24 protein-coding genes and 1 riboswitch are annotated in these 25,735 nt (G+C 68.5%); of the genes, 16 read left to right on the top strand and 8 right to left on the bottom strand.

The features are described 5' to 3' along the window. Positions 1-15: 15 nt before the first annotated feature. Together NVV99_RS01895 and NVV99_RS01890 are read left to right on the top strand one after the other, a co-directional pair. Entirely contained in the window at positions 16-1,647 is a 1,632-nt protein-coding gene (locus NVV99_RS01895) for an ABC-F family ATP-binding cassette domain-containing protein (protein ID WP_024100823.1), read from the top strand. A 120-nt stretch (positions 1,648-1,767) separates the two neighbouring features. After that, the gene (locus tag NVV99_RS01890) at positions 1,768-2,019 is read left to right on the top strand and encodes a helix-turn-helix domain-containing protein (RefSeq protein ID WP_026061044.1); all 252 of its coding nucleotides are present in this window, start codon (positions 1,768-1,770) and stop codon (positions 2,017-2,019) included. 17 nt (positions 2,020-2,036) lie between these two features. Here the strand turns inward: NVV99_RS01890 and NVV99_RS01885 are convergent, their stop codons facing one another. Beyond that, complete coding sequence (locus NVV99_RS01885) at positions 2,037-2,603, bottom strand: TetR/AcrR family transcriptional regulator (RefSeq protein WP_016691734.1); 567 nt, start codon at positions 2,601-2,603, stop codon at positions 2,037-2,039. Between the two features lie 105 nt (positions 2,604-2,708). Further along, entirely contained in the window at positions 2,709-5,513 is a 2,805-nt protein-coding gene (acnA, locus tag NVV99_RS01880) for an aconitate hydratase AcnA (RefSeq protein WP_016695699.1), read from the bottom strand. Between the two features lie 342 nt (positions 5,514-5,855). Between acnA and NVV99_RS01875 the strand changes: the two genes are divergently transcribed. The 8 genes from NVV99_RS01875 (at position 5,856) to NVV99_RS01840 (ending at position 14,826) form a co-directional block, all read left to right on the top strand. After that, positions 5,856-6,404 carry a DUF6676 family protein gene (locus NVV99_RS01875; protein ID WP_024100824.1) on the top strand — a complete coding sequence of 183 codons (549 nt, stop codon included), beginning with the start codon at positions 5,856-5,858 and terminating at the stop codon, positions 6,402-6,404. A 365-nt stretch (positions 6,405-6,769) separates the two neighbouring features. Continuing rightward, a complete protein-coding gene (locus NVV99_RS01870; RefSeq protein WP_024100825.1) occupies positions 6,770-8,674 on the top strand; it encodes an NlpC/P60 family protein in 1,905 nt (634 codons plus the stop codon). A 327-nt stretch (positions 8,675-9,001) separates the two neighbouring features. Continuing rightward, on the top strand, positions 9,002-10,126 hold the full coding sequence (locus tag NVV99_RS01865) for a MoxR family ATPase (protein ID WP_051424911.1): 1,125 nt from the start codon (positions 9,002-9,004) through the stop codon (positions 10,124-10,126). After that, complete coding sequence (locus tag NVV99_RS01860) at positions 10,123-11,082, top strand: DUF58 domain-containing protein (RefSeq protein ID WP_024100827.1); 960 nt, start codon at positions 10,123-10,125, stop codon at positions 11,080-11,082. The genes NVV99_RS01865 and NVV99_RS01860 overlap by 4 nt, the downstream gene beginning before the upstream one ends. Beyond that, complete coding sequence (locus tag NVV99_RS01855; protein ID WP_006551517.1) at positions 11,079-12,059, top strand: VWA domain-containing protein; 981 nt, start codon at positions 11,079-11,081, stop codon at positions 12,057-12,059. The genes NVV99_RS01860 and NVV99_RS01855 overlap by 4 nt, the downstream gene beginning before the upstream one ends. 65 nt (positions 12,060-12,124) lie before the next feature. Beyond that, the gene (gene fabG1, locus NVV99_RS01850; protein WP_024100828.1) at positions 12,125-12,874 is read left to right on the top strand and encodes a 3-oxoacyl-ACP reductase FabG1; all 750 of its coding nucleotides are present in this window, start codon (positions 12,125-12,127) and stop codon (positions 12,872-12,874) included. Positions 12,875-12,920: 46 nt separating this feature from the next. Next, complete coding sequence (gene inhA, locus NVV99_RS01845) at positions 12,921-13,727, top strand: NADH-dependent enoyl-ACP reductase InhA (protein ID WP_006551519.1); 807 nt, start codon at positions 12,921-12,923, stop codon at positions 13,725-13,727. A 22-nt stretch (positions 13,728-13,749) separates the two neighbouring features. After that, positions 13,750-14,826 (top strand): ferrochelatase, encoded by a 1,077-nt coding sequence (locus NVV99_RS01840; protein WP_006551520.1) that lies wholly within the window; start codon positions 13,750-13,752, stop codon positions 14,824-14,826. Positions 14,827-14,839: 13 nt separating this feature from the next. Here the strand turns inward: NVV99_RS01840 and NVV99_RS01835 are convergent, their stop codons facing one another. Further along, a complete protein-coding gene (locus NVV99_RS01835) occupies positions 14,840-15,520 on the bottom strand; it encodes a helix-turn-helix domain-containing protein (RefSeq protein WP_024100829.1) in 681 nt (226 codons plus the stop codon). Positions 15,521-15,689: 169 nt separating this feature from the next. On the opposite strand from NVV99_RS01835, the gene NVV99_RS01830 reads away from it, so the two are divergent. Beyond that, a complete protein-coding gene (locus NVV99_RS01830) occupies positions 15,690-16,520 on the top strand; it encodes a class I SAM-dependent methyltransferase (protein WP_024100830.1) in 831 nt (276 codons plus the stop codon). A gap of 35 nt (positions 16,521-16,555) precedes the next feature. On the opposite strand, the gene NVV99_RS01825 is transcribed toward NVV99_RS01830, so the two are convergent. Then, the gene (locus tag NVV99_RS01825; RefSeq protein WP_024100831.1) at positions 16,556-17,365 is read right to left on the bottom strand and encodes a hypothetical protein; all 810 of its coding nucleotides are present in this window, start codon (positions 17,363-17,365) and stop codon (positions 16,556-16,558) included. An 82-nt stretch (positions 17,366-17,447) separates the two neighbouring features. On the opposite strand from NVV99_RS01825, the gene NVV99_RS01820 reads away from it, so the two are divergent. The 3 genes from NVV99_RS01820 (at position 17,448) to NVV99_RS01810 (ending at position 20,597) form a co-directional block, all read left to right on the top strand. Then, complete coding sequence (locus NVV99_RS01820; protein WP_006551524.1) at positions 17,448-18,281, top strand: DUF3097 domain-containing protein; 834 nt, start codon at positions 17,448-17,450, stop codon at positions 18,279-18,281. Between the two features lie 631 nt (positions 18,282-18,912). After that, complete coding sequence (locus NVV99_RS01815) at positions 18,913-19,353, top strand: NfeD family protein (RefSeq protein WP_006551526.1); 441 nt, start codon at positions 18,913-18,915, stop codon at positions 19,351-19,353. A gap of 2 nt (positions 19,354-19,355) precedes the next feature. Then, positions 19,356-20,597: an SPFH domain-containing protein gene (locus tag NVV99_RS01810; RefSeq protein WP_024100834.1), complete on the top strand. Its 1,242-nt coding sequence runs from the start codon at positions 19,356-19,358 to the stop codon at positions 20,595-20,597. Positions 20,598-20,674: 77 nt separating this feature from the next. Here NVV99_RS01810 and NVV99_RS01805 read toward each other — a convergent pair whose 3' ends face one another. Next, positions 20,675-21,742 (bottom strand): DMT family transporter, encoded by a 1,068-nt coding sequence (locus NVV99_RS01805; RefSeq protein WP_024100835.1) that lies wholly within the window; start codon positions 21,740-21,742, stop codon positions 20,675-20,677. A gap of 142 nt (positions 21,743-21,884) precedes the next feature. Further along, positions 21,885-21,974, bottom strand: a riboswitch (glycine riboswitch). A 141-nt stretch (positions 21,975-22,115) separates the two neighbouring features. Between NVV99_RS01805 and NVV99_RS01800 the strand changes: the two genes are divergently transcribed. Further along, on the top strand, positions 22,116-23,441 hold the full coding sequence (locus NVV99_RS01800; RefSeq protein ID WP_024100836.1) for a DUF2254 domain-containing protein: 1,326 nt from the start codon (positions 22,116-22,118) through the stop codon (positions 23,439-23,441). 77 nt (positions 23,442-23,518) lie between these two features. Next, positions 23,519-23,728, top strand: a complete 210-nt coding sequence (locus NVV99_RS01795) for a DUF2945 domain-containing protein (RefSeq protein WP_006551530.1) — start codon at positions 23,519-23,521, stop codon at positions 23,726-23,728. Between the two features lie 17 nt (positions 23,729-23,745). Here the strand turns inward: NVV99_RS01795 and NVV99_RS01790 are convergent, their stop codons facing one another. The 3 genes from NVV99_RS01790 to NVV99_RS01780 all read right to left on the bottom strand — a co-directional run bounded on the left by NVV99_RS01790 (position 23,746) and on the right by NVV99_RS01780 (position 25,625). Then, a complete protein-coding gene (locus NVV99_RS01790) occupies positions 23,746-24,261 on the bottom strand; it encodes a hypothetical protein (protein WP_024100837.1) in 516 nt (171 codons plus the stop codon). Continuing rightward, entirely contained in the window at positions 24,258-24,839 is a 582-nt protein-coding gene (locus NVV99_RS01785; protein ID WP_024100838.1) for a SatD family protein, read from the bottom strand. Before NVV99_RS01785 ends, NVV99_RS01790 begins: the two co-directional genes overlap by 4 nt. 81 nt (positions 24,840-24,920) lie before the next feature. Continuing rightward, entirely contained in the window at positions 24,921-25,625 is a 705-nt protein-coding gene (locus NVV99_RS01780; protein WP_006551533.1) for a DUF6875 domain-containing protein, read from the bottom strand. Positions 25,626-25,735: the final 110 nt, after the last annotated feature.

The raw sequence follows: 25,735 nt of genomic DNA, 5'->3' as shown, positions 1-25,735 counted from the left end.
TCTAGGAGCCCGTGCGTGATCACCGCTACCGACCTCGAAGTCCGCGCCGGCGTGCGGACGCTGCTCACCGCCCCCGGCTCGGGGCTGCGGGTGCAGGCCGGGGACCGGATCGGCCTCGTGGGGCGCAACGGTGCCGGCAAGACCACGACCCTGCGGATCCTCGCGGGTGAAGGCGAACCCTACGCCGGCACCGTGATCCGTTCCGGAGATATCGGTTACCTCCCGCAGGATCCCAAGGAGGGCAATCTCGACGTCCTCGCCAAGGACCGGGTGCTCTCGGCGCGAGGCCTCGACGAGATCCTCCGCAGCATGGAGAAGCAGCAGGCACTCATGGCGGAGGCCGTCGACGAGAAGATCCGCGACCGTGCCGTGCGCAAGTACGGTTCGCTCGAAGAGCGTTTCGCGACGCTCGGCGGATACGTCGCCGAATCCGAGGCCGCGAGCATCTGTCACAGCCTCGGCCTGCCCGACCGCGTCCTCGGCCAGCCGCTGCACACGCTGTCGGGTGGTCAGCGCCGCCGTGTCGAACTCGCCCGCATCCTGTTCGCCGCCTCGGACGGGTCCGGCGGGAAGTCCGACACCACGCTGCTGCTCGACGAGCCGACCAACCACCTCGACGCCGACTCGATCACCTGGCTGCGGGGCTTCCTGCAGAACCACGACGGCGGTCTGATCGTCATCAGCCACGATGTCGACCTGCTCGCCGATGTCGTGAACAAGGTGTGGTTCCTCGACGCGGTGCGCGGTGAGGCCGACATCTACAACATGGGCTGGAAGAAGTACCTCGACGCGCGTGCCACCGACGAGCAGCGTCGTCGCCGTGAGCGTGCGAACGCCGAGAAGAAGGCGTCCGCCCTGCAGAAGCAGGCCGCGAAGCTCGGAGCGAAGGCCACGAAGGCCACCGCGGCTCAGAACATGGCCAAGCGCGCCGAGAAGCTTCTCGACGACCTCGACGACGTGCGCGTCGCCGACAAGGTCGCCAAGATCCGGTTCCCCACGCCGGCCGCCTGCGGGAAGACTCCGCTGATGGCGAAGGAACTGACCAAGGTCTACGGTTCGCTCGAGATCTTCACCGGCGTCGACCTCGCTATCGACCGCGGCAGCCGTGTGGTCATCCTCGGTCTCAACGGCGCTGGAAAGACCACCCTGCTGCGTCTTCTCGCCGGAGTGGAGACACCCGATCTCGGCGAGCTCGTACCCGGCCACGGCCTCAAGATCGGCTACTTCGCGCAGGAACACGACACCATCGACGACTCGGCGTCGGTGTGGGAGAACATCCGGCACGCCGCTCCCGACGCCGGCGAACAGGACCTGCGAGGACTGCTCGGCGCGTTCATGTTCACCGGTCCGCAGCTCGAGCAGCCGGCCGGAACGCTCTCCGGCGGTGAGAAGACGCGACTCGCCCTGGCGGGGCTCGTCTCGTCCGCGGCGAACGTGCTGCTCCTCGACGAGCCGACCAACAACCTCGATCCCGTCTCGCGCGAGCAGGTGCTCGACGCGCTGCGGAGCTACGAGGGTGCCGTCGTGCTGGTCACCCACGATCCGGGTGCGGCCGAGGCCCTCGACCCGGAACGTGTGATCCTGCTTCCCGACGGGACCGAGGACCACTGGTCGCACGAATACCTCGAGCTCATCCAGCTCGCCTGATCGGGCTCCCGGTCGGATCCGCCCCCTGATCCGCTCCCGCTGGTCCGATCTGCGTCCGCGCAACCTGACAGTCCTCTAGCCTGGGAAAGGGACCTTTGGCGAGGGCGCAGGGAGGATCCGATGGCGCGAAATTCCGGTGGTGGAGAGACGACCTACGCGAAGGGAGCCCGAGTTACAGGGGAATCGCGGGACCGCTTGCAAGAGGATCTGAAGCGCCGCTACGAGGAGGGCGCGAGCATTCGGAGGCTTGCCCAGGAAACCGGTCGATCCTACGGTTTCGTGCACAACGTTCTCGTGGAGTCGCAGGTGCGGCTGAGGGGCCGCGGCGGCCCGAACCGTCGTCGGGCGGCAGCGAGCGACGAGAAGGCGTGAGGAACGGATCCGGCGCGTCAGTCGCGGCGGCGCACGGATTCCTCGACGAGGTCGAGAACCGCGACGAGGTCCTGTTCGGTGTGGCCTGAAGCGAGGCGGGCGACGAGCCCGTCGAGCACGAGGTCGAGATAACCCAGGACGACTTCGGTCGGTACGTCGTCGCGCAGCCGGCCCGCTTCCCGCTGCCGTTCGAGACGTCCGACGGTGGCCTCGGTGAGTTCGGCCGAATGCTGCATCCACGCCTTCGCGAACTCGGGGTCGGTGCGGAGGCGACGCGTGATCTCGAGCCGCGTCCCGAGCCAGTCGAACTGGTCGGGGGAGGACAGCATGTCGCGCATGACCTGCACGAGACCCTCGTTGGCCGCGACGTCGGCCATCCGTCTCGCATCCTCCTGGGCGAGGGCGAGGAACAGTCCGTCCTTGTCCTTGAAATGGTGGAAGATCGCGCCACGGGACAGACCCGTGGCATCTTCGAGCAGTCGCACGGTCGCGCCGTCGTAACCGTATTCGGCGAAGCAGCGACGGGCACCGTCGAGGATCTGCCTGCGCCGCGCGGCGAGATGGTCCTCACTGACCTTGGGCACGCGCCACTTCCTTTCGGCTCGATGGAGACGGCGGGCCCGAGACGAGTCTCGTCCCGGGCCCGCCGCTTCACACGGATGTGACCGATCGGGTCACGAGCACTGCTCTCAGCCGCGGATCATGTTCCGCAGCACGTACTGCAGGATGCCGCCGTTGCGGTAGTAGTCCGCCTCACCGGGGGTGTCGATGCGGACGACAGCGTCGAAGGTGACCTTCTCGCCGTTGTCCTTGGTCGCCGTGACCTTGACGGTCTTCGGCGTGACGCCCTCGTTGAGCTTCTCGATGCCCTCGATGTCGAAGACCTCGGTGCCGGTCAGGCCCAGCGACGCGGCCGACTCGCCCGCCGGGAACTGCAGCGGGATGACGCCCATGCCGATGAGGTTCGAGCGGTGGATGCGCTCGAAGGACTCGGTGATGACGGCCTTGACGCCGAGCAGGCGGGTGCCCTTGGCGGCCCAGTCACGCGAGGAGCCGGAACCGTACTCCTTGCCACCGAGGACGACCAGCGGGATGCCGGCCTTCTGGTAGTTCTGCGAGGCGTCGTAGATGAACGCCTGCGGAGCACCGTCCTGGGTGAAGTCGCGGGTGTAACCACCGGAGACCCCGTCGAGCAGCTGGTTCTGCAGACGGATGTTCGCGAAGGTGCCGCGGACCATGACCTCGTGGTTGCCACGACGCGAACCGAGCGAGTTGTAGTCCTTGCGCTCGACACCGTGGGCGTCGAGGTACTGCGCGGCCGGGGTACCCGGCTTGATCGGACCGGCCGGGCTGATGTGGTCGGTGGTGACCGAATCGCCGAGCAGCGCGAGGACGCGAGCGCCCTTGATGTCGCTGACCGCGTCCGGCTCCATCGTCATGCCCTCGAAGTACGGAGCCTTGCGGACGTACGTCGAGTCCTCGTCCCACGCGAAGGTGTCGCCCTCGGGGGTCTCGAGGTTCTGCCAGCGCTCGTCGCCCTTGAAGACGTCGGCATAGGACTTGCGGAACATGTCCTGGTTGATCGCCGACTTGATGGTGTCGTCGATCTCCTGGGCGGAAGGCCAGATGTCCTTCAGGAAGACGTCGTTGCCGTCCTTGTCCTTGCCCAGCGCGTCGGTCTCGAAGTCGAAGTCCATCGTGCCCGCGAGCGCGTACGCGATGACCAGCGGCGGCGAGGCCAGGTAGTTCATCTTCACGTCGGGGGAGATACGACCCTCGAAGTTGCGGTTGCCGGAGAGCACCGCGGTGACCGAGAGGTCGTTGTCGTTGACGGCCTTCGAGATCTCCTCGGGCAGCGGGCCGGTGTTACCGATGCAGGTGGTGCAACCGAAGCCACCGAGGTAGAAGCCGAGCTTCTCGAGGTACGGCCACAGGCCGGCCTTCTCGTAGTAGTCGTTGACGACCTGCGAACCCGGAGCCATGTTGGTCTTGACCCACGGCTTGGTGGACAGGCCCTTCTCGACGGCGTTGCGGGCGAGCAGCGCGGCGCCGAGCATGACCGACGGGTTGGAGGTGTTGGTGCAGGAGGTGATGCCCGCGACCACGACGGCGCCGTGGTCGAGGACGAACTCGCCGCGCTCCTCGGAGACGACCTTGACCGGCTTCGACGGACGTCCGTGGGCGCCGTTGGCGGCCGAGTGGACGTCGACGGCACCGTCGTCCGCGAAGGACAGCACGGCCGGGTCGGACGCCGGGAAGGTCTCCTCGACGGCCTCGTCGAGCTTGGTGTGCTCGGCCGGGAGGTTCTCCTCCACGTAGTTGTGGATGTCCTTGCGGAAGGCGACCTTCGACTCGGACAGCAGGATGCGGTCCTGCGGGCGCTTCGGGCCGGCGATCGACGGGACGACCGTCGACAGGTCGAGCTCGAGGTACTCGGAGAACTCGGGCTCGCGGCTCGGATCGTGCCACAGGCCCTGCTCCTTGGCGTACGCCTCGACGAGAGCGAGCTGCTCGTCGCTGCGGCCGGTCAGGCGCAGGTAGTTGATGGTCTCGCCGTCGATCGGGAAGATCGCTGCGGTCGAACCGAACTCGGGGCTCATGTTGCCGAGGGTCGCGCGGTTGGCGAGGGGGACCTCGGCCACGCCGGCGCCGTAGAACTCGACGAACTTGCCGACGACGCCGTGCTTGCGCAGCATGTCGGTGACGGTGAGCACGACGTCGGTCGCGGTCACGCCGGGCTGGATCTCACCGGTGAGCTTGAAGCCGACCACGCGCGGGATGAGCATGGAGACCGGCTGGCCGAGCATCGCGGCCTCGGCCTCGATGCCGCCGACGCCCCAGCCGAGCACGCCGAGGCCGTTGACCATCGTCGTGTGCGAGTCGGTGCCGACGCAGGTGTCGGGGTAGGCCTGCCCGTTGCGGACCATGACGGTCGGGGCCAGGTACTCGATGTTGACCTGGTGGACGATGCCCATGCCCGGGGGAACGACGCGGAAGTCGTCGAAGGCACCCTGGCCCCAGCGCAGGAACTGGTAACGCTCGCCGTTGCGCTCGTACTCGAGGTCGACGTTGCGCTCGAGGGCGTCGGCGCGACCGAAGTAGTCGAGGATCACCGAGTGGTCGATGACCATGTCGGCGGGGGAGAGGGGGTTGACCTTGTTCGGGTCGCCGCCCAGGGTGGTCACGGCCTCACGCATGGTGGCGAGGTCGACGACACAGGGGACACCCGTGAAGTCCTGCATGATCACGCGCGCGGGCGTGAACTGGATCTCGATGCTCGGGTCGGCGGAGGGATCCCAGTTGGCGATGGCCCGGATGTGATCGGCCGTGATGTTGGCACCGTCCTCGGTGCGCAGCAGGTTCTCGGCCAGGACCTTCAAAGAGTAAGGAAGTTTCTCGGTGCCGGGGACGGCCGACAGGCGGAAGATCTCGTAGGAGTTGTCTCCGACCTGCAGCGAACCCTTGGCGCCGAACGAATCACTACTGGTGCTCACGTCAGCTCCACTCGTCGTTTCGGCTGGCCGCCGACGGGGCTGTGTCGACGGCTGAAGCGAGGCACACGACGTCCGCCCGCGGCCCGTGGCCCGGATGCAGTAGTCGTGGCGTCTCGCCCTCGATTCTAACAGTACGCTTGTCCTGTATTGAACCGAAGTCGGGTCCGTCGTGTCGACGAGGCGTCCCACCGGCATCGGTCCTGCTCGCGACGAGTGCTTCGAGCCGCCGTCGCGCGATCGCGTAGTGTTCTCCCTTGCCGCACGGGTGTGGCGCTTCGTGTCGTCTCCGCGCGACCGGATCGCCGTATCGCCCGGCTTCCGACCCTGCACCACCGGAGAGAGATGTCTGCGCCACTGCTTCGCATACCGGGCCCTGCGCTCACGGATCTTCCTGCCGGGGTCTCGGTCGAAAAAGTGCTCGCCGATCTCGCCGACGACCAGGTGGCGGCGCCCTCGCAGTACGTCGACGACCTCGTCGCCGAGGTGCAGCGCGCGCAGGAGAACGGGATCGACCTCAGCGTGGTCGTACTCGACCGGGACCCCCGTATGGATTCGCAGCTGCGCGATCTCGCGACGGAGGTCGGCGCCGAGGACGGCGGAACGGTGCTGGTCCTCAGCCCGGGATGGGTCGGGACGTTCAGCGAGGATCTCGACCGCGTCACTCTCGAGGCCGCCCAGGATCGCACCTACACCGGCGATCCGGTGGTCTCCACACGCAACTTCGTCGACTCGGTGCTCGAGCCGTCACCGCCCTGGACGCTGATGACGCTGCTGATCGTCGCGGTGGTCGCCCTTGCGGCCGGCGCGACCTGGCTCGCCAAACGCCGCCGCGCGGACGGTGACGCGACCGTTGCCGGAGGTAACGGATCGTCATCGGCCAAGGACGTCTGAGGTCTCTTTCCCGTCACCGCGGAGATCTTCTCCGGGTTGTCCTCGCCCCGATCGTGACGGAATCCGGCAGGGAAGATCGTTCGTTGTCCTCACGGTGTTCCTCGGTGTCCGCTCCGTGTTCTTTCGGAGTTCTTCCGGCCGATCTTCGTGACTGTCATGCGACATACCCCTGAGGTGTCGTACGGTTCTCATGACGCTCTTGGGGAAGGTGTGTCACAACCCGGCTCGTGGGGACGCTGTCCGCAGCCGGTGTACGACTGCAGCGTGTGAGCCGTGGGGCACCCACGGCGAGCGGATGCTGCCTGCCTTCCTCGGGTCGTCCGGCCGGATGTCTCGGCCACCAGGTGCGACCGAGGGAGATGCAAGTGAGACGGTTCGGTATCCACGGAGGGATTCCGCGACGGTCGGGGCCGGACGGCACCGCTACGACGCTCACTGCAGGCCGTCGACCCGACAGTCCGACGGCCGGTCGCACCCCGCGGACGCGCACAGGCACGCTCCTCGCCGGTTTGGGGTTGGTCACAGCCGTGCTCCTCACCGTGACCACGACGGCGTCCGCCGCACCGCCCCCGCCGCCGAACCCCTCGGACGCCGAGATCGACCGGGCAGGTGCGGCCGTCGCGGCCAACATCGACCGGGTCGGGCAGCTGATCGTCCGGATCGCCGACGCGGATCAGCAGCTCGCCGAGCTCGACGCGCAGGTCGCCATCCGCCGCGAGGACGTCAACCGCGCCCTCGTCGATCTCCAGAGCGCGCGCGACGCGGCGGATCTCGCCGAACGGGTGGTCGTGGATTCCCGCCGCGCACTCGACGACGCCGCCGACCGGATCGCCGCTGCCCAGAAGAACTTCGACGCGTTCGTCCGCGACAGCTACACCCGTGGCGCCAACTCGGTCTCCCTCGCGGCCTTCCTCGACGTCGACGGTCCCGACGATCTGCTCGACCGCGCCCAGGTCATGCGGTTGCTGTCCGCCGGGCGCACCGCGGTGCTCGATGCGCTCCAGCGCGCCCGGGCCCAGGAGGCCAACTCCCACTCGCGGGCACGCGCGGCCAAGCTCGAGGCCGACGCGGCGGCGGAAGCCGCCGAGCAGCGCAGGGCCGAGGCCGAGGCCGCGATCGCCGTCGCGCGAGCGGAACTCGGTCGGCAGGCTGCCGAGAAGTCGCGCATCGAGCAGGAACGTGCGAACGCGCAGAGCGAACTCGACCGGGCCCGCGTGAACGTTGCGGGCCTGGAAGGGCAACGCGCGCAGTACCAGGACTACTGGGAGCGTCGCCGCGCAGCCGAGGAAGCAGCTGCCGCGGCGGCCGCCGAGGCGGCACGGGTCGCGGCAGCCGAGGCAGCCGAGCGTGTCGCCGCCGACGCCGCAGCCCGGGAACGTGCGGCGGAACTCGCCAACGGCCGTCGCCCCCACACGCTGATCGAGGAGTCTCCGTCGACCGGCGAGAGCGACGTCGCCTCACCGGGTGAGGTCACCACCGAATCCGGAGCGCCGGAGGGCAGTGATACCGATACGAGTGGCACCGATACGAGTGGCACCGATACGAGTGGCACCGACACGGCTGCACCGGACTACACCGACGACGCCACGGTCCCGGACGGTACCGACGGTGGAACCGTCCCAGACGGTACCGACGATGGATCCGTCCCGGATGGCACCGACAGCGGCACGATCCCCGACGAGGACGAAGACGAGGACAGCGGCGACGACGGTGGGATCGACTGGGAGAACCCGGATCCGGGCGACCCCGTCGTGGAGACTCCCGGATCGGGGACCGGGGGATCGGGTTCCCGCCCCTCCACACCGAATTCGACGCCCGGGACCCCGTCGCGTCCGTCCGTCACCGGTCCCGTTGCGGTGGAGATCGTCATCGACCGTGCGATGTCCCAGATCGGCGTCCCGTACGCGTGGGGTGGTGGCAACGAGAACGGCCCGACCCGCGGTATTCGCGACGGCGGCGTCGCCGATGTCCACGGCGACTACGCCAAGGTCGGCTTCGACTGCTCCGGACTGATGATCTACGCGTTCGCGGGCATCGGCATCTCGCTCCCGCACTACACCGGCTACCAGTACACGGCCGGTACCCAGGTTCCGTCGTCGCAGATGAGACGGGGCGACATGATCTTCTACGGGCCCAACGCCAGCCAGCACGTCGCGCTGTATCTCGGCGACGGGCAGATGCTCGAGGCGCCGCAGTCGGGATCGTTCGTGAAGATCTCGCCGGTACGCTGGGGCGGCATGACACCGTACGTGGTGCGCATGGTGTCGTGAGGGCGAGGTTTGCCGCGGCCCTCGTACCACCGAGGGCGGGCGCCATCCGGTCGTTTCCGGGTGCCGTCTCCCGGTCGGTGCAGGGGCGACGACACACCGAGCCGGCACCTGCAATAGTGGTGCAGCAGGTGTTTCCAGCGGAGCGACGTAGGCGAAAGCGGTGGATTGTTGGTGACCTCACGCGAGGGTGGGACGTCCGGTTCGGCGACGCCGGGCGACCAGGGCGGTAACGACGGACGCAAGAACAACCAGGCTGCGGCGGGTGCCGCGCCGGCGCCGAAGGCGGCCGGTGCGAACGGTCCGGCTCCGCAGGTGTCCGGCGCGAACATGCGGAAACCCGGCGACGCTCCTGCGAAGGCGTACGACCCCGCCGACGACGTCCGTCTCCTCGAACGGGCCATCTACGAGGTCAAGCGCGTGATCGTCGGCCAGGACCTGCTGGTCGAGCGGATGCTGGTCGGTGTGCTCGCGCGCGGGCACGTGCTGCTCGAAGGCGTTCCCGGTGTCGCGAAGACGCTGGCCGTCGAGACCTTCGCGAAGGTCGTCGGTGGGTCGTTCTCCCGCGTGCAGTTCACTCCCGACCTCGTGCCGACGGACCTCGTCGGTACCCGCATCTACCGGCAGGGACGCGAGGAGTTCGACACAGAACTCGGACCGGTCGTTGCGAACTTCGTGCTCGCCGACGAGATCAACCGCGCCCCGGCGAAGGTGCAGTCGGCGCTGCTCGAGGTGATGGCCGAACGCCACGTCACGATCGGTGGCAAGACCTTCCCGATGCCCGAGCCGTTCCTCGTGATGGCGACGCAGAACCCCATCGAGAACGAGGGCGTTTATCCGCTGCCGGAAGCGCAGCGCGACCGTTTCCTGTTCAAGGTCCTCGTCGACTATCCGTCGGTGGAGGAGGAACGCGAGATCGTCTACCGGATGGGTGTCGCCGCTCCCGAGCCGAAGCAGGTGCTCGACAACGAGCAGCTCCTGCGCCTGCAGAAGATCGCCGGCCGTGTGTTCGTGCACCACGCGCTCGTCGACTACGTGGTGAGGGTCATCTTCGCGACGCGTCGGCCCGCCGAGCTCGGCCTGCACGACGTGCAGGGCTGGATCGCCTACGGCGCCTCGCCCCGCGCGACGCTCGGCATCATCTCCTCGGCGCGTGCCCTGGCGCTCGTGCGCGGTCGCGACTACGTGGTGCCGCAGGACATCGTCGACGTCATCCCCGATGTGCTCCGCCACCGCCTGGTGCTGTCCTACGACGCGCTCGCGGACGACGTCTCCCCGGACCAGATCATCACCCGAATCCTGCAGACCGTGGGTCTTCCGCAGGTCGCGCCCCAGGCGAACGCACCCGTGCCGACCGCGACCCCCGGCCCGGCGCCTGCCGATCCGCGGGCCACTGCCGGTCAGCAGGCGCCCATCGGTGCACCTGATCCGCAGGGAGGTGCGGGCGCGCGGTGAGCACACGTCCTCACGACGGGTCGCCACCGCGGTTCCGGACCGGTGAATTGCGCGATCCCGCGCTCGCCGCCGCGCTCCGCACCCTCGAGCTCACCGTGCGGCGCCGTCTCGACGGCGTCCTGCACGGCGACCATCTCGGTCTGATCCCGGGCCCCGGTTCCGAGCCGGGGGACGCCCGCGAGTACCAGCCGGGTGACGACGTGCGGCAGATGGACTGGTCGGTCACCGCGCGCACGACGCACCCGCACGTGCGGCAGACCGTCGCCGACCGGGAACTCGAGACGTGGCTCGCGGTCGACCTCTCGGCCAGCCTGGACTTCGGTACCGGCATGTGTGAGAAGCGCGACCTGGCGATCGCAGCGGTGGCCGCGCTCGCGCATCTGACCACCGGCAGCGGGAATCGGATCGGCGCGGTGATCTCCACCGGCAACGAGACGGCCCGCGTCCCCGCGCGTGGTGGGCGGCTGCACGCCCAATCGTTGTTGCGTACCGTCGCGACAACCCCGCACGCACCCGACGGGACCCGCGGTGATCTCCAGGGGCTCGTCGAGTCGCTGCGACGTCCCCAGCGCCGCCGCGGTCTGGCGGTCGTGGTGAGCGATTTCCTCGGCCCTCTCGACTGGGAGCGCTCCCTGCGGGCACTGTCCGGCCGGCACGAACTGCTCGCTGTCGAGATCGTCGATCGCCGCGACCTCGAACTGCCCGATCTGGGCGACGTGGTGCTGCACGACCCGGAAACGGGCCGCACCCGTGAATTCACGACTACTCCCGAACTGCGGGCCGACTATGCGCAGGCCGCCGTCGAGCATCGCGCGGCCGTGCACCAGGCGCTGCGCAGTTCAGGTGCACCGGTGCTGACGTTGCGCACCGACCGCGACTGGATCGGCGATGTCGTCCGATTCGTCGCGGCCCGGCGGCACAGCTTCGGCGCACCCGCACGGCAGGGGGGACGATGAGCCTGTCCGGTTTCACTTCACCGTGGTGGCTGCTGCTGTTGTTCGTCGTCGCCGCCCTCGGCGGCGCATACGTGCTGGTCCAGCGCCGGCGCCAGACGAACACGCTGCGCTTCACCAATCTCGAGCTGCTCGAGAAGGTCGCGCCCGCCCGCCCGGGACGTGCTCGGCACATTCCCGTCGCACTGTTGCTCGTCGGGCTCGTCTTCCTCACCGTGGCGCTCGCCGGCCCGACCGCCGAACAGCGGGTGCCGCGCAACCGGGCCACGGTCGTGCTTGTCATCGACGTGTCGTTGTCGATGGAGGCCACGGACGTCGCGCCCACACGACTCGCCGCCGCACAGGAGGCGGCCAAGCAGTTCGCCGACGACCTGACGCCCGGCATCAACCTCGGTCTCGTCGCGTTCTCGGGTACCGCCTCGGTCCTGGTCTCGCCGACCACCAACCGGGAGGCGAGCAAGTCCGCGATCGACAACCTGCAGCTCAGCGAGCGCACTGCGACCGGCGAGGCGATCTTCACGGCGATGCAGTCGATCGACACGCTCGCCGCCGTGCTCGGCGGCAGCGACCAGGCGCCGCCCGCGCGGATCGTGCTGCTGTCCGACGGCAAACAGACCGTCCCCGAGAGTCCCGACGATCCCCGCGGGGGCTTCACCGCGGCGCGGCAGGCGGCGGAGAAGGGAATCCCGGTCTCGACCATCTCGTTCGGCACCCAGACGGGCACCGTCACCATCGAGGATGATCGGATCCCCGTGCCCGTCGACGATCCGTCGCTCAAGGAGATCGCGAATCTCTCGGGGGGGAGCTTCTTCACGGCGGCAAGCCTCGAAGAACTCGAGGACGCCTACAACACGCTCGAGGAGCAGATCGGCTTCGAGACGACCCGCGGCGACGCCAGCCGTCCGTGGCTCATGCTCGGAGCGCTCTCGGTGATCGCAGGGCTCGGCGCGGCGATGGTGTTGCGCCAGCGGCTGCCCTGATCCACCTTGTGCACGCTCACGGAGCGTTTTCCGTCCCGGCCAGGCCACCAGATAGGTTGGAATGCATGACTGACGCAGATAGTGCCGCAGCGTCCACGCGCGCGGGTGCCACCCCCCGATCCGTCCTCGTCACCGGTGGAAACCGCGGGATCGGCCTCGCCGTCGCCCGTCGCCTGCAGGCGGACGGCCACAGGGTCGCCGTGACCCACCGCGGTTCGGGCGCGCCCGACGACCTGTTCGGTGTGCGGTGCGACGTCACCGACGCCGACTCGGTCGACGCCGCGTTCAAGGAGGTCGAGGAGCATCAGGGTCCCGTCGAGGTGCTCGTCGCGAATGCGGGCATCACCGACGACACCCTGCTGATGCGCATGACCGAGGACCAGTTCAGCTCGGTGATCGACGCGAACCTCACCGGCGCCTTCCGGTGCGCCAAGCGCGCCAACCGTGCGATGCTCCGTGCCCGTTGGGGCCGCATGATCTTCCTCGGCTCCGTGGTCGGCCTCGCCGGTCAGGCCGGTCAGATCAACTACGCGTCCTCGAAGGCCGGTGTCATCGGGCTCGCCCGTTCGGTCACCCGCGAACTCGGTTCGCGATCGATCACGGCCAACGTCGTCGCTCCCGGTTTCATCGAGACCGACATGACTGCGGATCTGTCAGACGACCTGCGCGACACGGCGAAGAAGTTCATCCCGCTGCAGCGACTCGGCAAGCCCGAGGACGTCGCAGCCGTCGTCAGCTTCCTGGCCTCCGACGACTCCGCCTACGTCTCCGGCGCCGTGATCCCGGTCGACGGCGGCATGGGCATGGGCCACTGACGGTCTCGCGACCACATCCGAATCTCACTGGAGGACCGACACACTCATGGGCGGACTGCTCGAGGGCAAGACCATTCTCGTCACCGGCATCATCACCGATGCCTCGATCGCCTTTCACACCGCGAAGGCCGCGCAGGAACAGGGCGCGAAGGTGATCATCACCGGCTTCGAGCGACTCCGGTTGATCGACCGGATCGCGCAGCGTCTCCCGCAGCCGGTGCCGCCGGCGATCTGCCTCGACGTGCAGAACCAGGAGGATCTCGACGGTCTCGCCGACAAGATCCGCGAACTCGCACCGGAGGGGATCGACGGTGTCGTCCATTCCATCGGTTTCGCACCCCGGTCCTGCCTGGGCAGCCCGTTCCTCGACGCGCCCTGGACGGACGTCGCGGTGGCGCTCGAGGTGTCGGCCTACTCCTACGGCGCGCTCGCCAAGGCCGTCCTACCCGTCATGAACGAGGGCGGTTCGATCGTCGGAATGGACTTCGACCCGTCCCGGGCCGTGCCGTTCTACAACTGGATGGGTGTCTCCAAGGCGACGCTCGAGTCGGTGAACCGCTACGTGGCCAAGGAAGTCGGCCCGCGCGGTATCCGTTCGAACCTCGTCGCCGCCGGCCCGATCAAGACGCTCGCGGCCAAGGCCATCGCGGGCGACGCGACCGGCCCGGGCGCGGAGATGAACCGTCTGAACGAGGGGTGGTCGGCGGCGTCCCCGATCGGCTGGGACGTCGACGATCCGACGCCCGTGGCGAAGACCGTGTGTGCGGTGCTGTCCGACTGGCTACCCGGGACAACGGGATCCATCGTCTACGTCGACGGTGGTTTCCACTCCCAGGTCGGCTTCGGCAGCTGACCGTACGACGGAAGGCACTCCCATGACGAACACCCCCGGGGCGTACGACGCGCTGATGCTGCTGTCGTTCGGCGGACCGGAAGGACCCGACGACGTGCGGCCGTTCCTCGAGAACGTCACCCGCGGACGAGGGATCCCGCCGGAACGACTCGACGAGGTCGCGCAGCACTATCTGCACTTCGGGGGTGTCTCGCCGATCAACGCCTTGAACCGGGCGATCATCGATGCCGTCCGCGCCGAGTTCGACGTGCACGGTATCGATCTGCCGATCTATTTCGGCAACCGCAACTGGCATCCCATGGTCGAGGACACCGTCGCGCGGATGCGCGACGAAGGGATCCGTAACGCCCTGGTGTTCGCGACCTCCGCCTGGGGCGGCTACTCGGGTTGCCGGCAGTACCACGAGGACATCGCGCGGGCGCGGGACGCCGTCGAGGACGCCCCGCAGCTGACGAAGCTGCGGCACTTCTACGACCACCCGCTGTTCCTCGATGCCGTCACCGACGCCGTGCGCGCGGCCCGCGTCGAACTCGCCGACGACGTGCGCGATTCCGCGCGCGTGGTGTTCACCGCGCACTCCGTTCCGACCTCCTTCGACGCGACCGGTGGTCCGCCGGAGGAGGGAGGCCGTCTCTACAGCCGGCAGGTCGCCGAAGCGGCGCGGTTGGTGGCCGAGGCGCTCGGCGAGGGCGACTACGACCTGGTGTGGCAGTCGCGGTCCGGTCCGCCGCAGGTGCCGTGGCTCGAACCCGACATCGTCGACCACATCGATGCGCTGCACGAACGGGGAGTCCGAGCCGTCGTGGTCGTGCCGGTCGGGTTCGTCTCCGATCATCTCGAGGTCGTGTGGGATCTCGATACCGAGGCTCGCGATCGGGCCGCTGAGCTGGGCATGGGCTTCTCTCGTGCGGCGACGGCCGGAACCGACCCGCGCTTCGCGCAACTCGTCCGCGAGCTCGTCGAGGAACAGCGGGAGGGGGTCACCGCCCGTCGCTGCGGCACCGAACCGCTGCTCGGGTCCGCGTGCAACGGGAGCCTGTGCGCCGTCGGGTGCTGTGAGCCGCCGAAACGCCCGTCCCGGCCCGCCGCGAACGGATAGATGCCTCCGAGCCTCACCGGGCGGAGTGCCCGGCCGGTGAGGCCAGAGGGGAGTCGAACCAGCGGGGCAGCGATCGGCGCAGGGCGCTCGGACCGTCGACGACTACGGCGCCCGAGCGCAACGCGTCCGGCCAGGTCGCTTCGCCACGCCAGATCTCGGTCAGCTCCCGCAGTCCCGTCGTCACCCGGATCGAGACCTCGAATCCCGGGTCCTCGTCGCACACGTCGACGTCGTGCGGCGTGATGACCATCCACCACCGGCGCGACGCGTGAGTGACCGTCGGGAAGACGAACTCCACGACCACCCGGGATTCCGGCAGGGCCGCATGGTCGACGTGCCGGTGCATGTCCCACATCAGCAGTCGCGGATCGAGGTCGACCTCGCCGAGTTTCCCGGTCCACCGCGTGCCCCACGCACCGAGTGCGTCGACGACGGTCTCGAGATCGCGTCCCGCCGGGGTGAGCACGTATCGGACGTCGTTTCCGTCCTCGAGGCGCTGCACGATGCCCGCCGCTGTGAGCTGGTGCATCCGCTTCGACAACAGCGTCGGCGACATGCGGGGCAGGCCGCGTCGGAGGTCGTTGAACCGTTCGCTGCCGAGCACGAGTTCGCGCACCACGAGCAGCGTCCACCTCTCGTCGAACAACTCCATCGCCTTGGCGACGGGACAGAACTGGTGGTAGGGCGGGCCCATGATCGGATCGTAGGCCGGTCGGACCGCCGCGACCAGCACGGATGAGCGGCGGTGCAGTACAGATTGTGTACTGGAGGACACCGCGTCCGCGTTCCTACAGTCGATTTGTGACCCGGGCCGCTTCCGAGACGGTGCCGAAGCCGGGTCCCTCGACAGGAGGAATCCTCTGATGACCGACATCTCCACGACACACGACGCCGATCTCGCCCTGAAGGCCAAGCACCGGGCGATGTGGGCACTCGGCAACTATCCAGCGGTGGCGACCGAGGTCATCGCCGAACTCGGCCCCGCTCTCGTGGCCGCGACCGGAATCGGTCCGGGCGACCGTGTCCTGGACATCGCCGCCGGATCGGGCAATGCGTCGATCCCCGCCGCGCTCACCGGTGCGACGGTGCTCGCGACCGACCTGACCCCGGAACTGTTCGAGGTCGGCCGCCGTGACGCCGAAGCGGCAGGTGCGACGCTCGACTGGCAGGAAGCCGATGCCGAAGCGCTCCCGTTCGACGATGCGAGCTTCGATGCCGTGATCTCTTGCGTGGGAGTGATGTTCGCGCCCCACCACCGGGCCGCGGCCGACGAACTGCTCCGGGTGACCCGCCCGGGCGGACGTATCGGGCTACTGGGCTGGACCCCCACCGGCTTCATCGGGCAGATGTTCGCGACGATGAAACCGTATGCGCCACCGCCCCCGCCGGGTGCACAGCCGCCGCCGCTGTGGGGCGACGAGGTGCACGTGCGCGAGCTGATCGGCGACCGTGTCACCGACCTGCAGGCACGCACCGAGAACCTGCGCGTCGAACGCTTCGCGACCGGGGAGGACTTCCGCGAGTTCTTCAAGTCCGCCTACGGCCCCACCATCGCGGTGTACCGCAACATCGCGGACGACCACGATCGGGTCGCGGCTCTCGATCTCGACCTGCTCGAACTCGCCCAACGTCACGATCTCGGTGGGGGAGCGATGAATTGGGAGTACCTGTTGGTCACCGCGCAACGGAGTTGACGCGCACTGGAGTCGACGCGCACTGTCGGCCGCGGTCAGTGATGGTGCTCGGCCCGCAGAGCCGCCGCGACCGCACCGGTGCGGGCCTCGCGGACCGCGGCCCACAGCGGCTGCAGCGCGCCCTCGCGGCCGGTGGCGGCGGACACCGAACCGGCCCGCAGACCCCCTCCGCGACCGGCCACGCTGAGGATCGCCGCGACCTGGTCTGCGGTGTCGAGGACGCGCACGGCACGTGCGGGCAGTGACGGGGGATAGCGGTGCCGCGCGAGTTCGGCGACCTTCTCGGCGATCTCCGTCCGCGGATCGGTGCGGCGCCCGTCGGTGCCCACCGTCGGGATTCCGCTCAACGCGGAGGCGGCATCACGAACCGCCTCGCGGATCGCGAACTCGGCCGCACCGAGACCACCGTCGACCGCGATCTCGGGTACCGCCGGCAGCGTGAAGACGTTCCACCGTAGGACGTCCGGACCCTCGATCACGGGTACCAGACCCAGCCCCGGGGTTCCGGGCGCTCCCACGACGACGCCTTCACCGGCAGCCAGCGCCGCGGAGGCGAACGCCGTACCGGCAGGCAACGCGCGGACGTCGCCCGGGGCGGGAAGGACGAGATGCAGACCGGCGCCGGCGGCGGAATCGACGCGGCGGATCAGGGTGAGCAGCAGGGCGGCACCGTCGGCGACACCCTTGTCGGGCAGATCCGCCGCGGAGGCCGTCGCCGCATCGTGGGCACCCACGAGATGCATCGGCGCCCACTCGTGCAGCGCATCGATCACATCGTCGGGGGAGGCGTGACCGGACAGCCACGACCCCGCCCACACGGTCAGCGTCAGGCTCGGAGAACTCACCCCGAAAGCATACGGCGACCGCGCACGGCGGTCCGGCGTGGCAGCGCGAGCGGTCCCGCGCAATGTCCTAGGGTGGACTGGCGTGAGCCCACGCGATATCTACGGCGGCGACATCTACGCCGGTCACGCCCGCACCAAGAAGAAGGCCGTTCCCGAACTCGCAGCGGAGCGCGGCGTCGTCGTCGAGGACGCCGCATCCGGCTGGTGCGGCGCGATCGTGGGAATCGAGAAGACCCACGACGGCGACTTCGTGCGGCTCGAGGACGCGCAGGGACGCACCCGTCTGTTCGCGATGCGCCCCGCGGCCTTCCTGGTCGACGGAGCACCCGTCACCCTCGTCAAACCGAAGATCCGTCCCGCCTCCGCACCGACGAGATCCGCCTCGGGATCCACCCGGGTGGAGGGTTTGCGCGCTCGCGTGGCGCGGGGAAGCCGGATCTGGGTGGAGGGCGTGCACGACGCCGCCCTCGTCGAACGGGTGTGGGGGCACGACCTGCGGGTCGAAGGCGTGGTCGTCGAACAACTCGAGGGCCTCGACAATCTCGGCGCCAGGCTGGCCGAGTTCGAACCCGGCTCGGGCCGACGCGTCGGTGTGCTCGCCGACCACCTCGTCACCGGGTCCAAGGAGGAGCATCTCACCGCGAATCTAGGTCCGCACGTGATGGTCACCGGCCATCCCTACATCGACGTGTGGCAGGCCGTGAAACCGAAGGCCGTGGGCATCGACGCCTGGCCCTCCATTCCGCGCGGACAGGACTGGAAGACCGGCGTCTGCCGTGAACTCGGCTGGGGCACGCCGCAGGACGGCTGGCGGCGCGTCTACAACGCCGTGAACTCCTTCCGCGACCTCGAATCGCACCTCATCGGCGCCGTGGAGCGCCTCGTCGACTTCGTCACCGAACCCGACGAGGGCTGACCGAGCGCAACCATGACGGTGGGGTGGGTGCCCTGGAGCGACAGCGCCCGGAACAGGAACATCGGCCGGATGCGGCGGTCTGCCGGCGACCGGACGAAGGTGCGGTCGGCGACGGGTACATCGTCCTCGATGTTTGCGCGAACGCGCTGTGCGGGAGTGACTTCCATTGCCGGACTCCTCGGGTGCGAAGCCTGGGGAACGGATGCGGACATCAGCTGTCGGTGGAGGGGGAGGGCGGCTTCGTTGTCGACGAATCGTCGTGCGACCGGGTGGTAGCGAACGGTGCGGACCGCTTCGACGATCCATTCGACGGCGCGCTCGTACGGGTCCTCGATGTCGTCGATGGCCGCGTGGAACCGCGTGACGAGCTGATCGAGCTCCCACGAGGAGCGAACGCGCGGGGGTGATGCCGGTAGTTCGGGGACGGTATCACCGATTTCACAACGGCAAAAGGATGCGTTTCGATTGCCTCCACTTATGAAGCCGGGGTGACATTCCGGTCGGGACGGAAAGCCGAAGAATATAGAATTACCGACCTGAGATTTTCCCTGCGGAAAGCAGCCTCGAGGACGAGGGACCAAGACCGCTTCCTCCACCAGGGCATCTGCCAGGATGTCCGATTTGTGGTTCGATGGTGATCGTGGCCGCATTGATTTGGTTGATCGCCGGAGTGGCGTTGGCGGCCGGCGAAGCGCTCACGGGCGATTTCGCGCTGCTGATGCTCGGCGGTGCAGCGCTCGTCACCGGCGGTGTCTCCGCGGTGACCGATCTGCCCGTCTGGATCGACGCGGTGATTTTCGCCGTGGCCTCGCTGGTTCTGCTGCTCGGTGTCCGGCCGATGCTGAGGCGCCGGTACTCCCAGCCGCCCGCTCTGCCCACCGGGATCGACGCTCTCCCGGGCAAGCACGCGTTGGTCCTCGAGCAGGTGGGGGAGCATTCCGGGCGCGTGAAGATCGACGGTGAGGTGTGGACCGCCAGGCCGCTGGACGCCACCGAGGTGTACGGGCCGGGAACGACAGTGACAGTGATGCAGATAGACGGCGCGACTGCCGTCGTGTGGAGGGGTGTCTGAGGATGGAAGCTCTGATCGTGCTCGCCGTAGTGGTGGCACTGGTCGTGGTGGTCGTGGCCAAATCGGTATCGCTGGTACCGCAAGCGGAGGCCGCGGTCATCGAACGTCTCGGCCGGTACTACCGGACGGCGTCGGGTCAGCTCACCTTCCTGGTGCCCTTCGTCGACCGCATCCGCGCGAAGGTCGATCTACGCGAACGTGTCGTCTCGTTCCCGCCGCAGCCGGTCATCACCCAGGACAACCTGACGCTGAGCATCGACACGGTCGTGTACTTCCAGGTGACGAACCCGCAGGCGGCGGTCTACGAGATCAGCAACTACATCGCCGCGGTCGAGCAGCTCACCGTCACCACGCTCCGCAACGTCGTCGGCGGAATGACCCTCGAGGAGACGCTCACCTCCCGCGACTCCATCAACGGTCAGCTCCGCGGTGTGCTCGACGAAGCGACCGGCCGATGGGGCCTGCGTGTCGCCCGGGTCGAACTCAAGAGCATCGATCCGCCGCCGTCGATCCAGGAATCGATGGAGAAGCAGATGAAGGCCGACCGCGAGAAGCGCGCGATGATCCTCACGGCCGAGGGTCACCGTGAATCCGCGATCAAGACCGCCGAGGGCGACAAGCAGTCGCGCATCCTCTCCGCCGAGGGTGCGAAGCAGGCCGCGATCCTCGAAGCCGAGGCCGACCGGCAGTCGCGGATCCTGCGCGCGCAGGGTGATCGCGCGGCGCGCTACCTCGAGGCCCAGGGCGAGGCGAAGTCCATCGAGAAGGTCTTCGCCGCGATCAAGGCCGGCAAGCCCACTCCGGAGCTGCTCGCCTACCAGTACCTGCAGACCCTGCCGCAGATGGCCCAGGGCGATGCGAACAAGATGTGGGTGGTGCCGAGCGACTTCGGCAAGGCGCTCGAAGGATTCGCGCGGACGCTCGGCGCGCCCGGCGAGGACGGCGTCTTCCGCTTCGAGCCGAGTCCTGTCGACGAGGAACTGCAACGGCCCGAGGACGACAGTGCCGAGGTCGAGGATTGGTTCGCGACCAAGCGCGACCCCGAGGTGGCCCAGGCCGTCGCCGAAGCCGAGGCGGTCGCGCGCAAGCCGGTCGACCCCGCAGTGCGGACGGGTCTCGCCACGGAGGGGACGCAGGGGGGTGCCGGTGAAGGACAGTCGGCGTTGCCCGCAACGCCGCCGGCGCAGCGCTGGATGACGAACGACGCATCCGAGCAGCCGGCCGAGCCGCCGCAACAGCAGTAACGGAAACCGGTTCAGTGGGAGGGCGCGCCGACCGGCGCGCCCTCCCACTCGTCATCGGCGGCCGAGCATCGGCAGTGTCACCGGCGGCCGAGCATCGGCAGTGCCATCGCCACCACGATGAGACCGGCGCCCGCGGCGGCGAGCACGGTCACGGACTCTCCGAAGGCGACCATGCCGATCATCAGCGCGACCACGACTTCGAGGTAGGACAGGCCGGACAGTTCCGCGGCGCGGAGGTGCTTGCCTGCGACGACGAGCAGCCCCAGCGCGAACAGACCACAGACGACGAAGAACCCACCGGCCCACAACCAGTGCGTCGCGGTCATCCCCGACAGGTCGGGTCGAGTCACCGCGACCATCCCACCTGCCGCGACGGCGCCGAAGACGAAGTTCCACAGGGACCGGACGTCGGACGGCATGTCGGTGCGATAGCGGTAGCACAGCAGGGCCCCGCCGTAGAAGACTCCCGAGGCAGCGCCCAGCACGGTACCCAGCGTCTCGTGCTCGCCCCCGGACGATTCACCGCCCACCAGGCCGGCGGCGAGCAACATGCCGGCGAACGCCGTGCCGATCGACAGGGCGTCGAGGCGACCGACCCTCTCCTTCAGGAACACCCGGGCGAGGGCCGTCGCGACGACGGGGCCGAGGTAATGGAGAACCACGGCACGGGACAGGTCGGTCAACACCGTGGCGGACAGATAGGTCGCGAGGGACAGTCCGAGGAGCACACCGCCACCGACGACCGACCAGGACAGGCGGGTCCGGCGCAACTGTCCGAGGCGGCGGGACAGCGCGATCAGGACGAGCATGCCGATCGCTCCGACCGCCATCCGCCCGAGCGTCAGTGCTTCACCGAGCACCGCGCCTTCGGGAGTGGCCTTGCGGCCGAACAATCCTGCGGCGCCCATCGCGGTCGCGGACAGCACGATCGCGGCGATCCCGAGTCGCCGGTTCGTACGCGGCGGCGACTTCGGGGCGGGGGAGGAAGGGAGAACAGTGCCACGCGACTCGGTCGGTGCAATTTCGGCGCGCTGCTCGAGCAGCGCATGATCGGCTCGCGAAGGCGCGCCCAGGGCATGATCGGCTCGCGAAGGCGCGCCCAGGGCATCATCGGCGCGCAGGGGCGCGCCCAGGGAAACGGTCACACGTCTACCTCGGGTCCAGGGTGCACGAAACGAGCACCAGCGGGTGTTGTCGTTCCCCGCTCTGTCATCGGACCTGAGAGCTTTCGCGGACGGAGCCGCTTACACCTTCGGTGAACCCGGAAGAGTTGCTTTCCAGAGGAGCCTCGCCGCGGCGGTCTGGGGGCCTGAGAGATTCCCGGGGAGGTTGCTCCTTCGGCGCCCGCTGTGTGCGGGACTCTCCCGCCGCGGTTCGGTGGCTGTTCAATTGTCCGTCGAGTATCTCATGGACTCGTCGTGACCGCGCCGCAGGGGACATCCGGTGCGCGTGCCCACAGTTCGCTGCGAGTGCCCGCGGTGCGGAGACCGGATGGTTAGCTTGGTCGACATGGTCGACATGAGTGCTCTGCCGAGACCGTGGATGCAGTTGCGGATCGCCGCGGGCGTATACCGATTCCGGGAGAGTCTGTTCGCGCTGCCCGCGCTGGTCGTCGTCGTCGGAGCCGTGCTCGCGGAGGTGAGCGGCTACATCGATCGGGCCTTCGGCCCCTTCGCGTGGGGCATGAAGATGAACAGCAACGCCGCGATCTGGCTGCTGAGCACCGTGGCGGGTGCCACGATCACCACCGCCGGTGTCGTCTTCTCGTTGACCGTCGTGAGCCTGCAGTTGGCGAGCAGCCAGTTCTCGCCGCGGGTGATGCGGTCCTTCATCCGGGATCGGGCCAGCCAGACGGTGATCGGGGTGCTGGTGGCGACCTTCGTCTACTGCGTGCTGACACTGCGCCACATCGGCGCGGACGACGCCGCACCTGCCCCGACACTGTCGACCACCCTCGCTGTGGTCCTCGCGGTGTCGACCGTGGTGCTCATCATCGCCTATCTCAACCGGCTGGCCCACGGTCTGCAGGTCGGGGAGGTGGTGCGCAGCATCGCCTCGGAGGCCGAGAAGGTCATCTCGAACACGAGCCGGAGTTCGCGCGGCGAGATCCACGTCGACCGGGTGCCGGAGCCGGATTTCACCGAGGGGGCGACGGTGTACGCCCGGCGCGACGGCTGGGTGACCCAGGCGCCGGCCGAGCTCGTTCTCGCCGTGGTACCGCCGGGTTCGGTCGTGCGGATGGAGACGCGTCCCGGCGCGTACATTCACTGCGGGGAACCGCTGCTGCGGATCCATCCGAAGCCGGAACGGGCGGTGGTCCTGCGGCGGCTCGAGGCGGCCGTGGAGATCTCGAATACGCGCACCATGCAACAGGACGTGGACTTCGCGCTGCGGCAACTCGTCGACATCGCGCTGCGCGCACTGAGCCAGGCGATCAACGACCCGACGACCGCCACCGAGGTGGTGCTCCGGCTCGGCAGTCTGCTGCGCACCCTGCTGGTCACCGACAGTCCGGTGCCGGCGATCGGGGGTGCGGACGGCCGGATTCTGCTGCGTCCGTGGATCCTGTCGCCCGACGAGTACATCGAGCACGCCTTCGAACAGATCCGGCAGGCCGGCTCGGCGCAGCTGCACGTGGCCACGGCGCTCGCCCGGGTGCTGCGCATGCTCATCGATCATCTCTCCGAGCAGGGGCGCACCGGGTCGGTGCCGGCCTTGCAGCACCAGTTGCGTCTGCTCGTCGACGCGGTGGTCGCCCGGCCCGAGTTCCGTCCGGAGGACCTCGAACGTTTCCGTGCCGTCGCCGAGGGGTCCGCGGATCCCGCGGAGCATCGGACGGACTGATCGTCCTGGGGTGTAGGACCGATGGGAGACGGCTATCCGACTGCCACAGGAAGCGAGCCGATCGGGAGGACGACGACATGGCGACCCACTTCTCCGTCGGTGACCACGTCCGATGGAACTCCGAAGCCGGATACGTCGAGGGCGTGATCATCGCGAAGCACACGGAGGACGTGGAGTTCAAGGGGCGCACGCGGCGGTGCAGCGAGGACGAGCCGCAGTACGAGATCCGGAGCGACAAGACCGATCACGTCGCGATGCACAAGGGGAGTGCGCTGAAGAAGACCTGACGGTGGAGATCCCGGCGTCAGGTGATCAGCGCCTGCCCGACTCCGCACACCGCGACCGCCCATAGCACCGAGGTGGACGTGCCGATGATGAACTGTTCGGAGGCGTTCGGCTCGCGTAGTTCGGGATAACGGGCGAGACCCTTCACCGCCATGATGACGGCGATCCCTTCAGGCCATCCGGCGAGGATCGAGGCGGTGACCGCTCCGCGTTCGAGCACGCCGATGACGCGTCCGCCGCGGAGCGGGCCCGGGGGAGGGGTGGGCTCGGGACCGGCATCGGGTTGCCGCCGCGCGATCCGGAACGCCACGAGGACCGCGGGTCCGCCCCCGGTGATCGCCGCCGTGGCGGTGAGAATCAGCGTGGCCGCGAGCGCGACTCCCTGAACCGGTGTGGTCGCGGTGGCGGCGAGGGCTGAACCGGCGAGACCCGCAATGCTCAACGAGGCGGCCGGCCACACCGGCATGCTCGGGCGCAGCGCGAGTGCGGGTGCGAGAGCAGCCACGGCCAGGCACGCCAGTGAGAGGACGGTCAACGGTCGGCCCTTTCCAGGAGTCGCCGCACGAGTTCGCGTCCGGCCAGTTCGGCCTGCCACCCGGCGGTGGCGAGGCGCTGGGACACCGCTTGTTTGCTGATGCCGAGACGCTCGGCGATCCGCGCCTGCGACAGGCCCTGACGAGCGAGGTCGACCGCCTCGTGCCCCTGGTCTGTGCGGCGCAGGACGACGGTGGCGAGCAGGGTGAGCGCGGCGTCGACGTCGGCGGTGGCCTCGGTGTCGTCGCCTTCGGCCGCGACCTGCCCAGGGGCGTTCTTGGCGCGTTCGACGGCGGTGCGGGCGTGTTCGAAGGCGGGTCCGCGGCCGGCGCGTGTCTGTTCGGGGAGCGGGGTCTCCACCGGGCCGATTCCCACCCCGATACTCCAGCGTTCCCTCCGGAGGAGGTCGAGGACGAGATCGACGACGAGGGCGGGATCGTCCGCGACGGCCTGGAACTCGTCGCCCGCGGTGCGATCGAAGGGCCGTACCAGCGGAACATCCTGCAGTTCGGTGAGGAGCTCCGCCACGCGGTCGATGTCTCGGCGGCTGCTCCGCTGGTCGACCGTCAAGACGAACATGCGTCAAGTGTGAGGGCTTGATTGTCGATAATCAAGACCTGAAGCTTGACGACCGGAATGTGGGACAGGGACGCGTACAGCCTATCGGCCCGGCTCGTTCCCCGTCAGCTCATGATGGGCGGTGATCGCGTCCACCGCATCGCCGTCGTACTTCATCCGTTTCGCGATGGTGAGGCGGAGTGTCGACGGCAGTGCCGGGGCGAACTTCTTGAAGTAGGCGCACAGCCATTCCTGGCGACCAACGAGAAACGGGAAATCGGTCGTCATCATGTGGCGGGCGACCAGCATCGGCAACGGGGCGTCGAGTGGATGGAAGTCGTGATTCCACAGACCCGGCTGGGTGCAGCCCGGGTAGAACTGGCCGAGCATGAAACCGTGTTCGACGAACCGCGACTTGAATTCCGTGTGGACGACGTCGATCACCTCGAAGCCGGTGAGGTCGGGCAGTACGGTCACGAGCGTCTTCAGGCTCCGGTCGCGATCGTCCTCGCGTGAGAGCGTCGTGTACAGGTCGAACTGGTCCTCCACGATCGTGCCGAGTGCCCCGGCGTCGATTCCGGATCCGTGGACGAATGCAGCTCCGAAGAGCTGCTTGCCGATCGACGGGCGAACGAACGGGCACACGGGCCCGCTGCGGCCGAGGTCGGGGTTGGGTTCGGTGAGATACCCGCTCGCCCACCTTCTCAACAGGTGGGCGCTCGCTTCGTCTGCGTACTCGGAGGTTTCACCGAACAGGTCCACCCAGACCGTGCCCGAACGAGGTCCGATTCGTCTCTGGATCGGCATCTGCGCTTCCTCCCTCCAGGGGATGGATGTCGCGTGTTCGTGGGAACTGGGGAGGGTTCCCGGGAAGGATTGTCGGAAGGCTGTTTCGAGCAACAGACATGAAAGAAGTG

This window comes from Rhodococcus sp. PAE-6, assembly GCF_025290685.1.
GTDB lineage: Bacteria > Actinomycetota > Actinomycetes > Mycobacteriales > Mycobacteriaceae > Rhodococcus > Rhodococcus pyridinivorans.
Note: the sequence above shows the minus strand (reverse complement) of the source record. Positions and strands in the feature narration are given on the sequence as shown.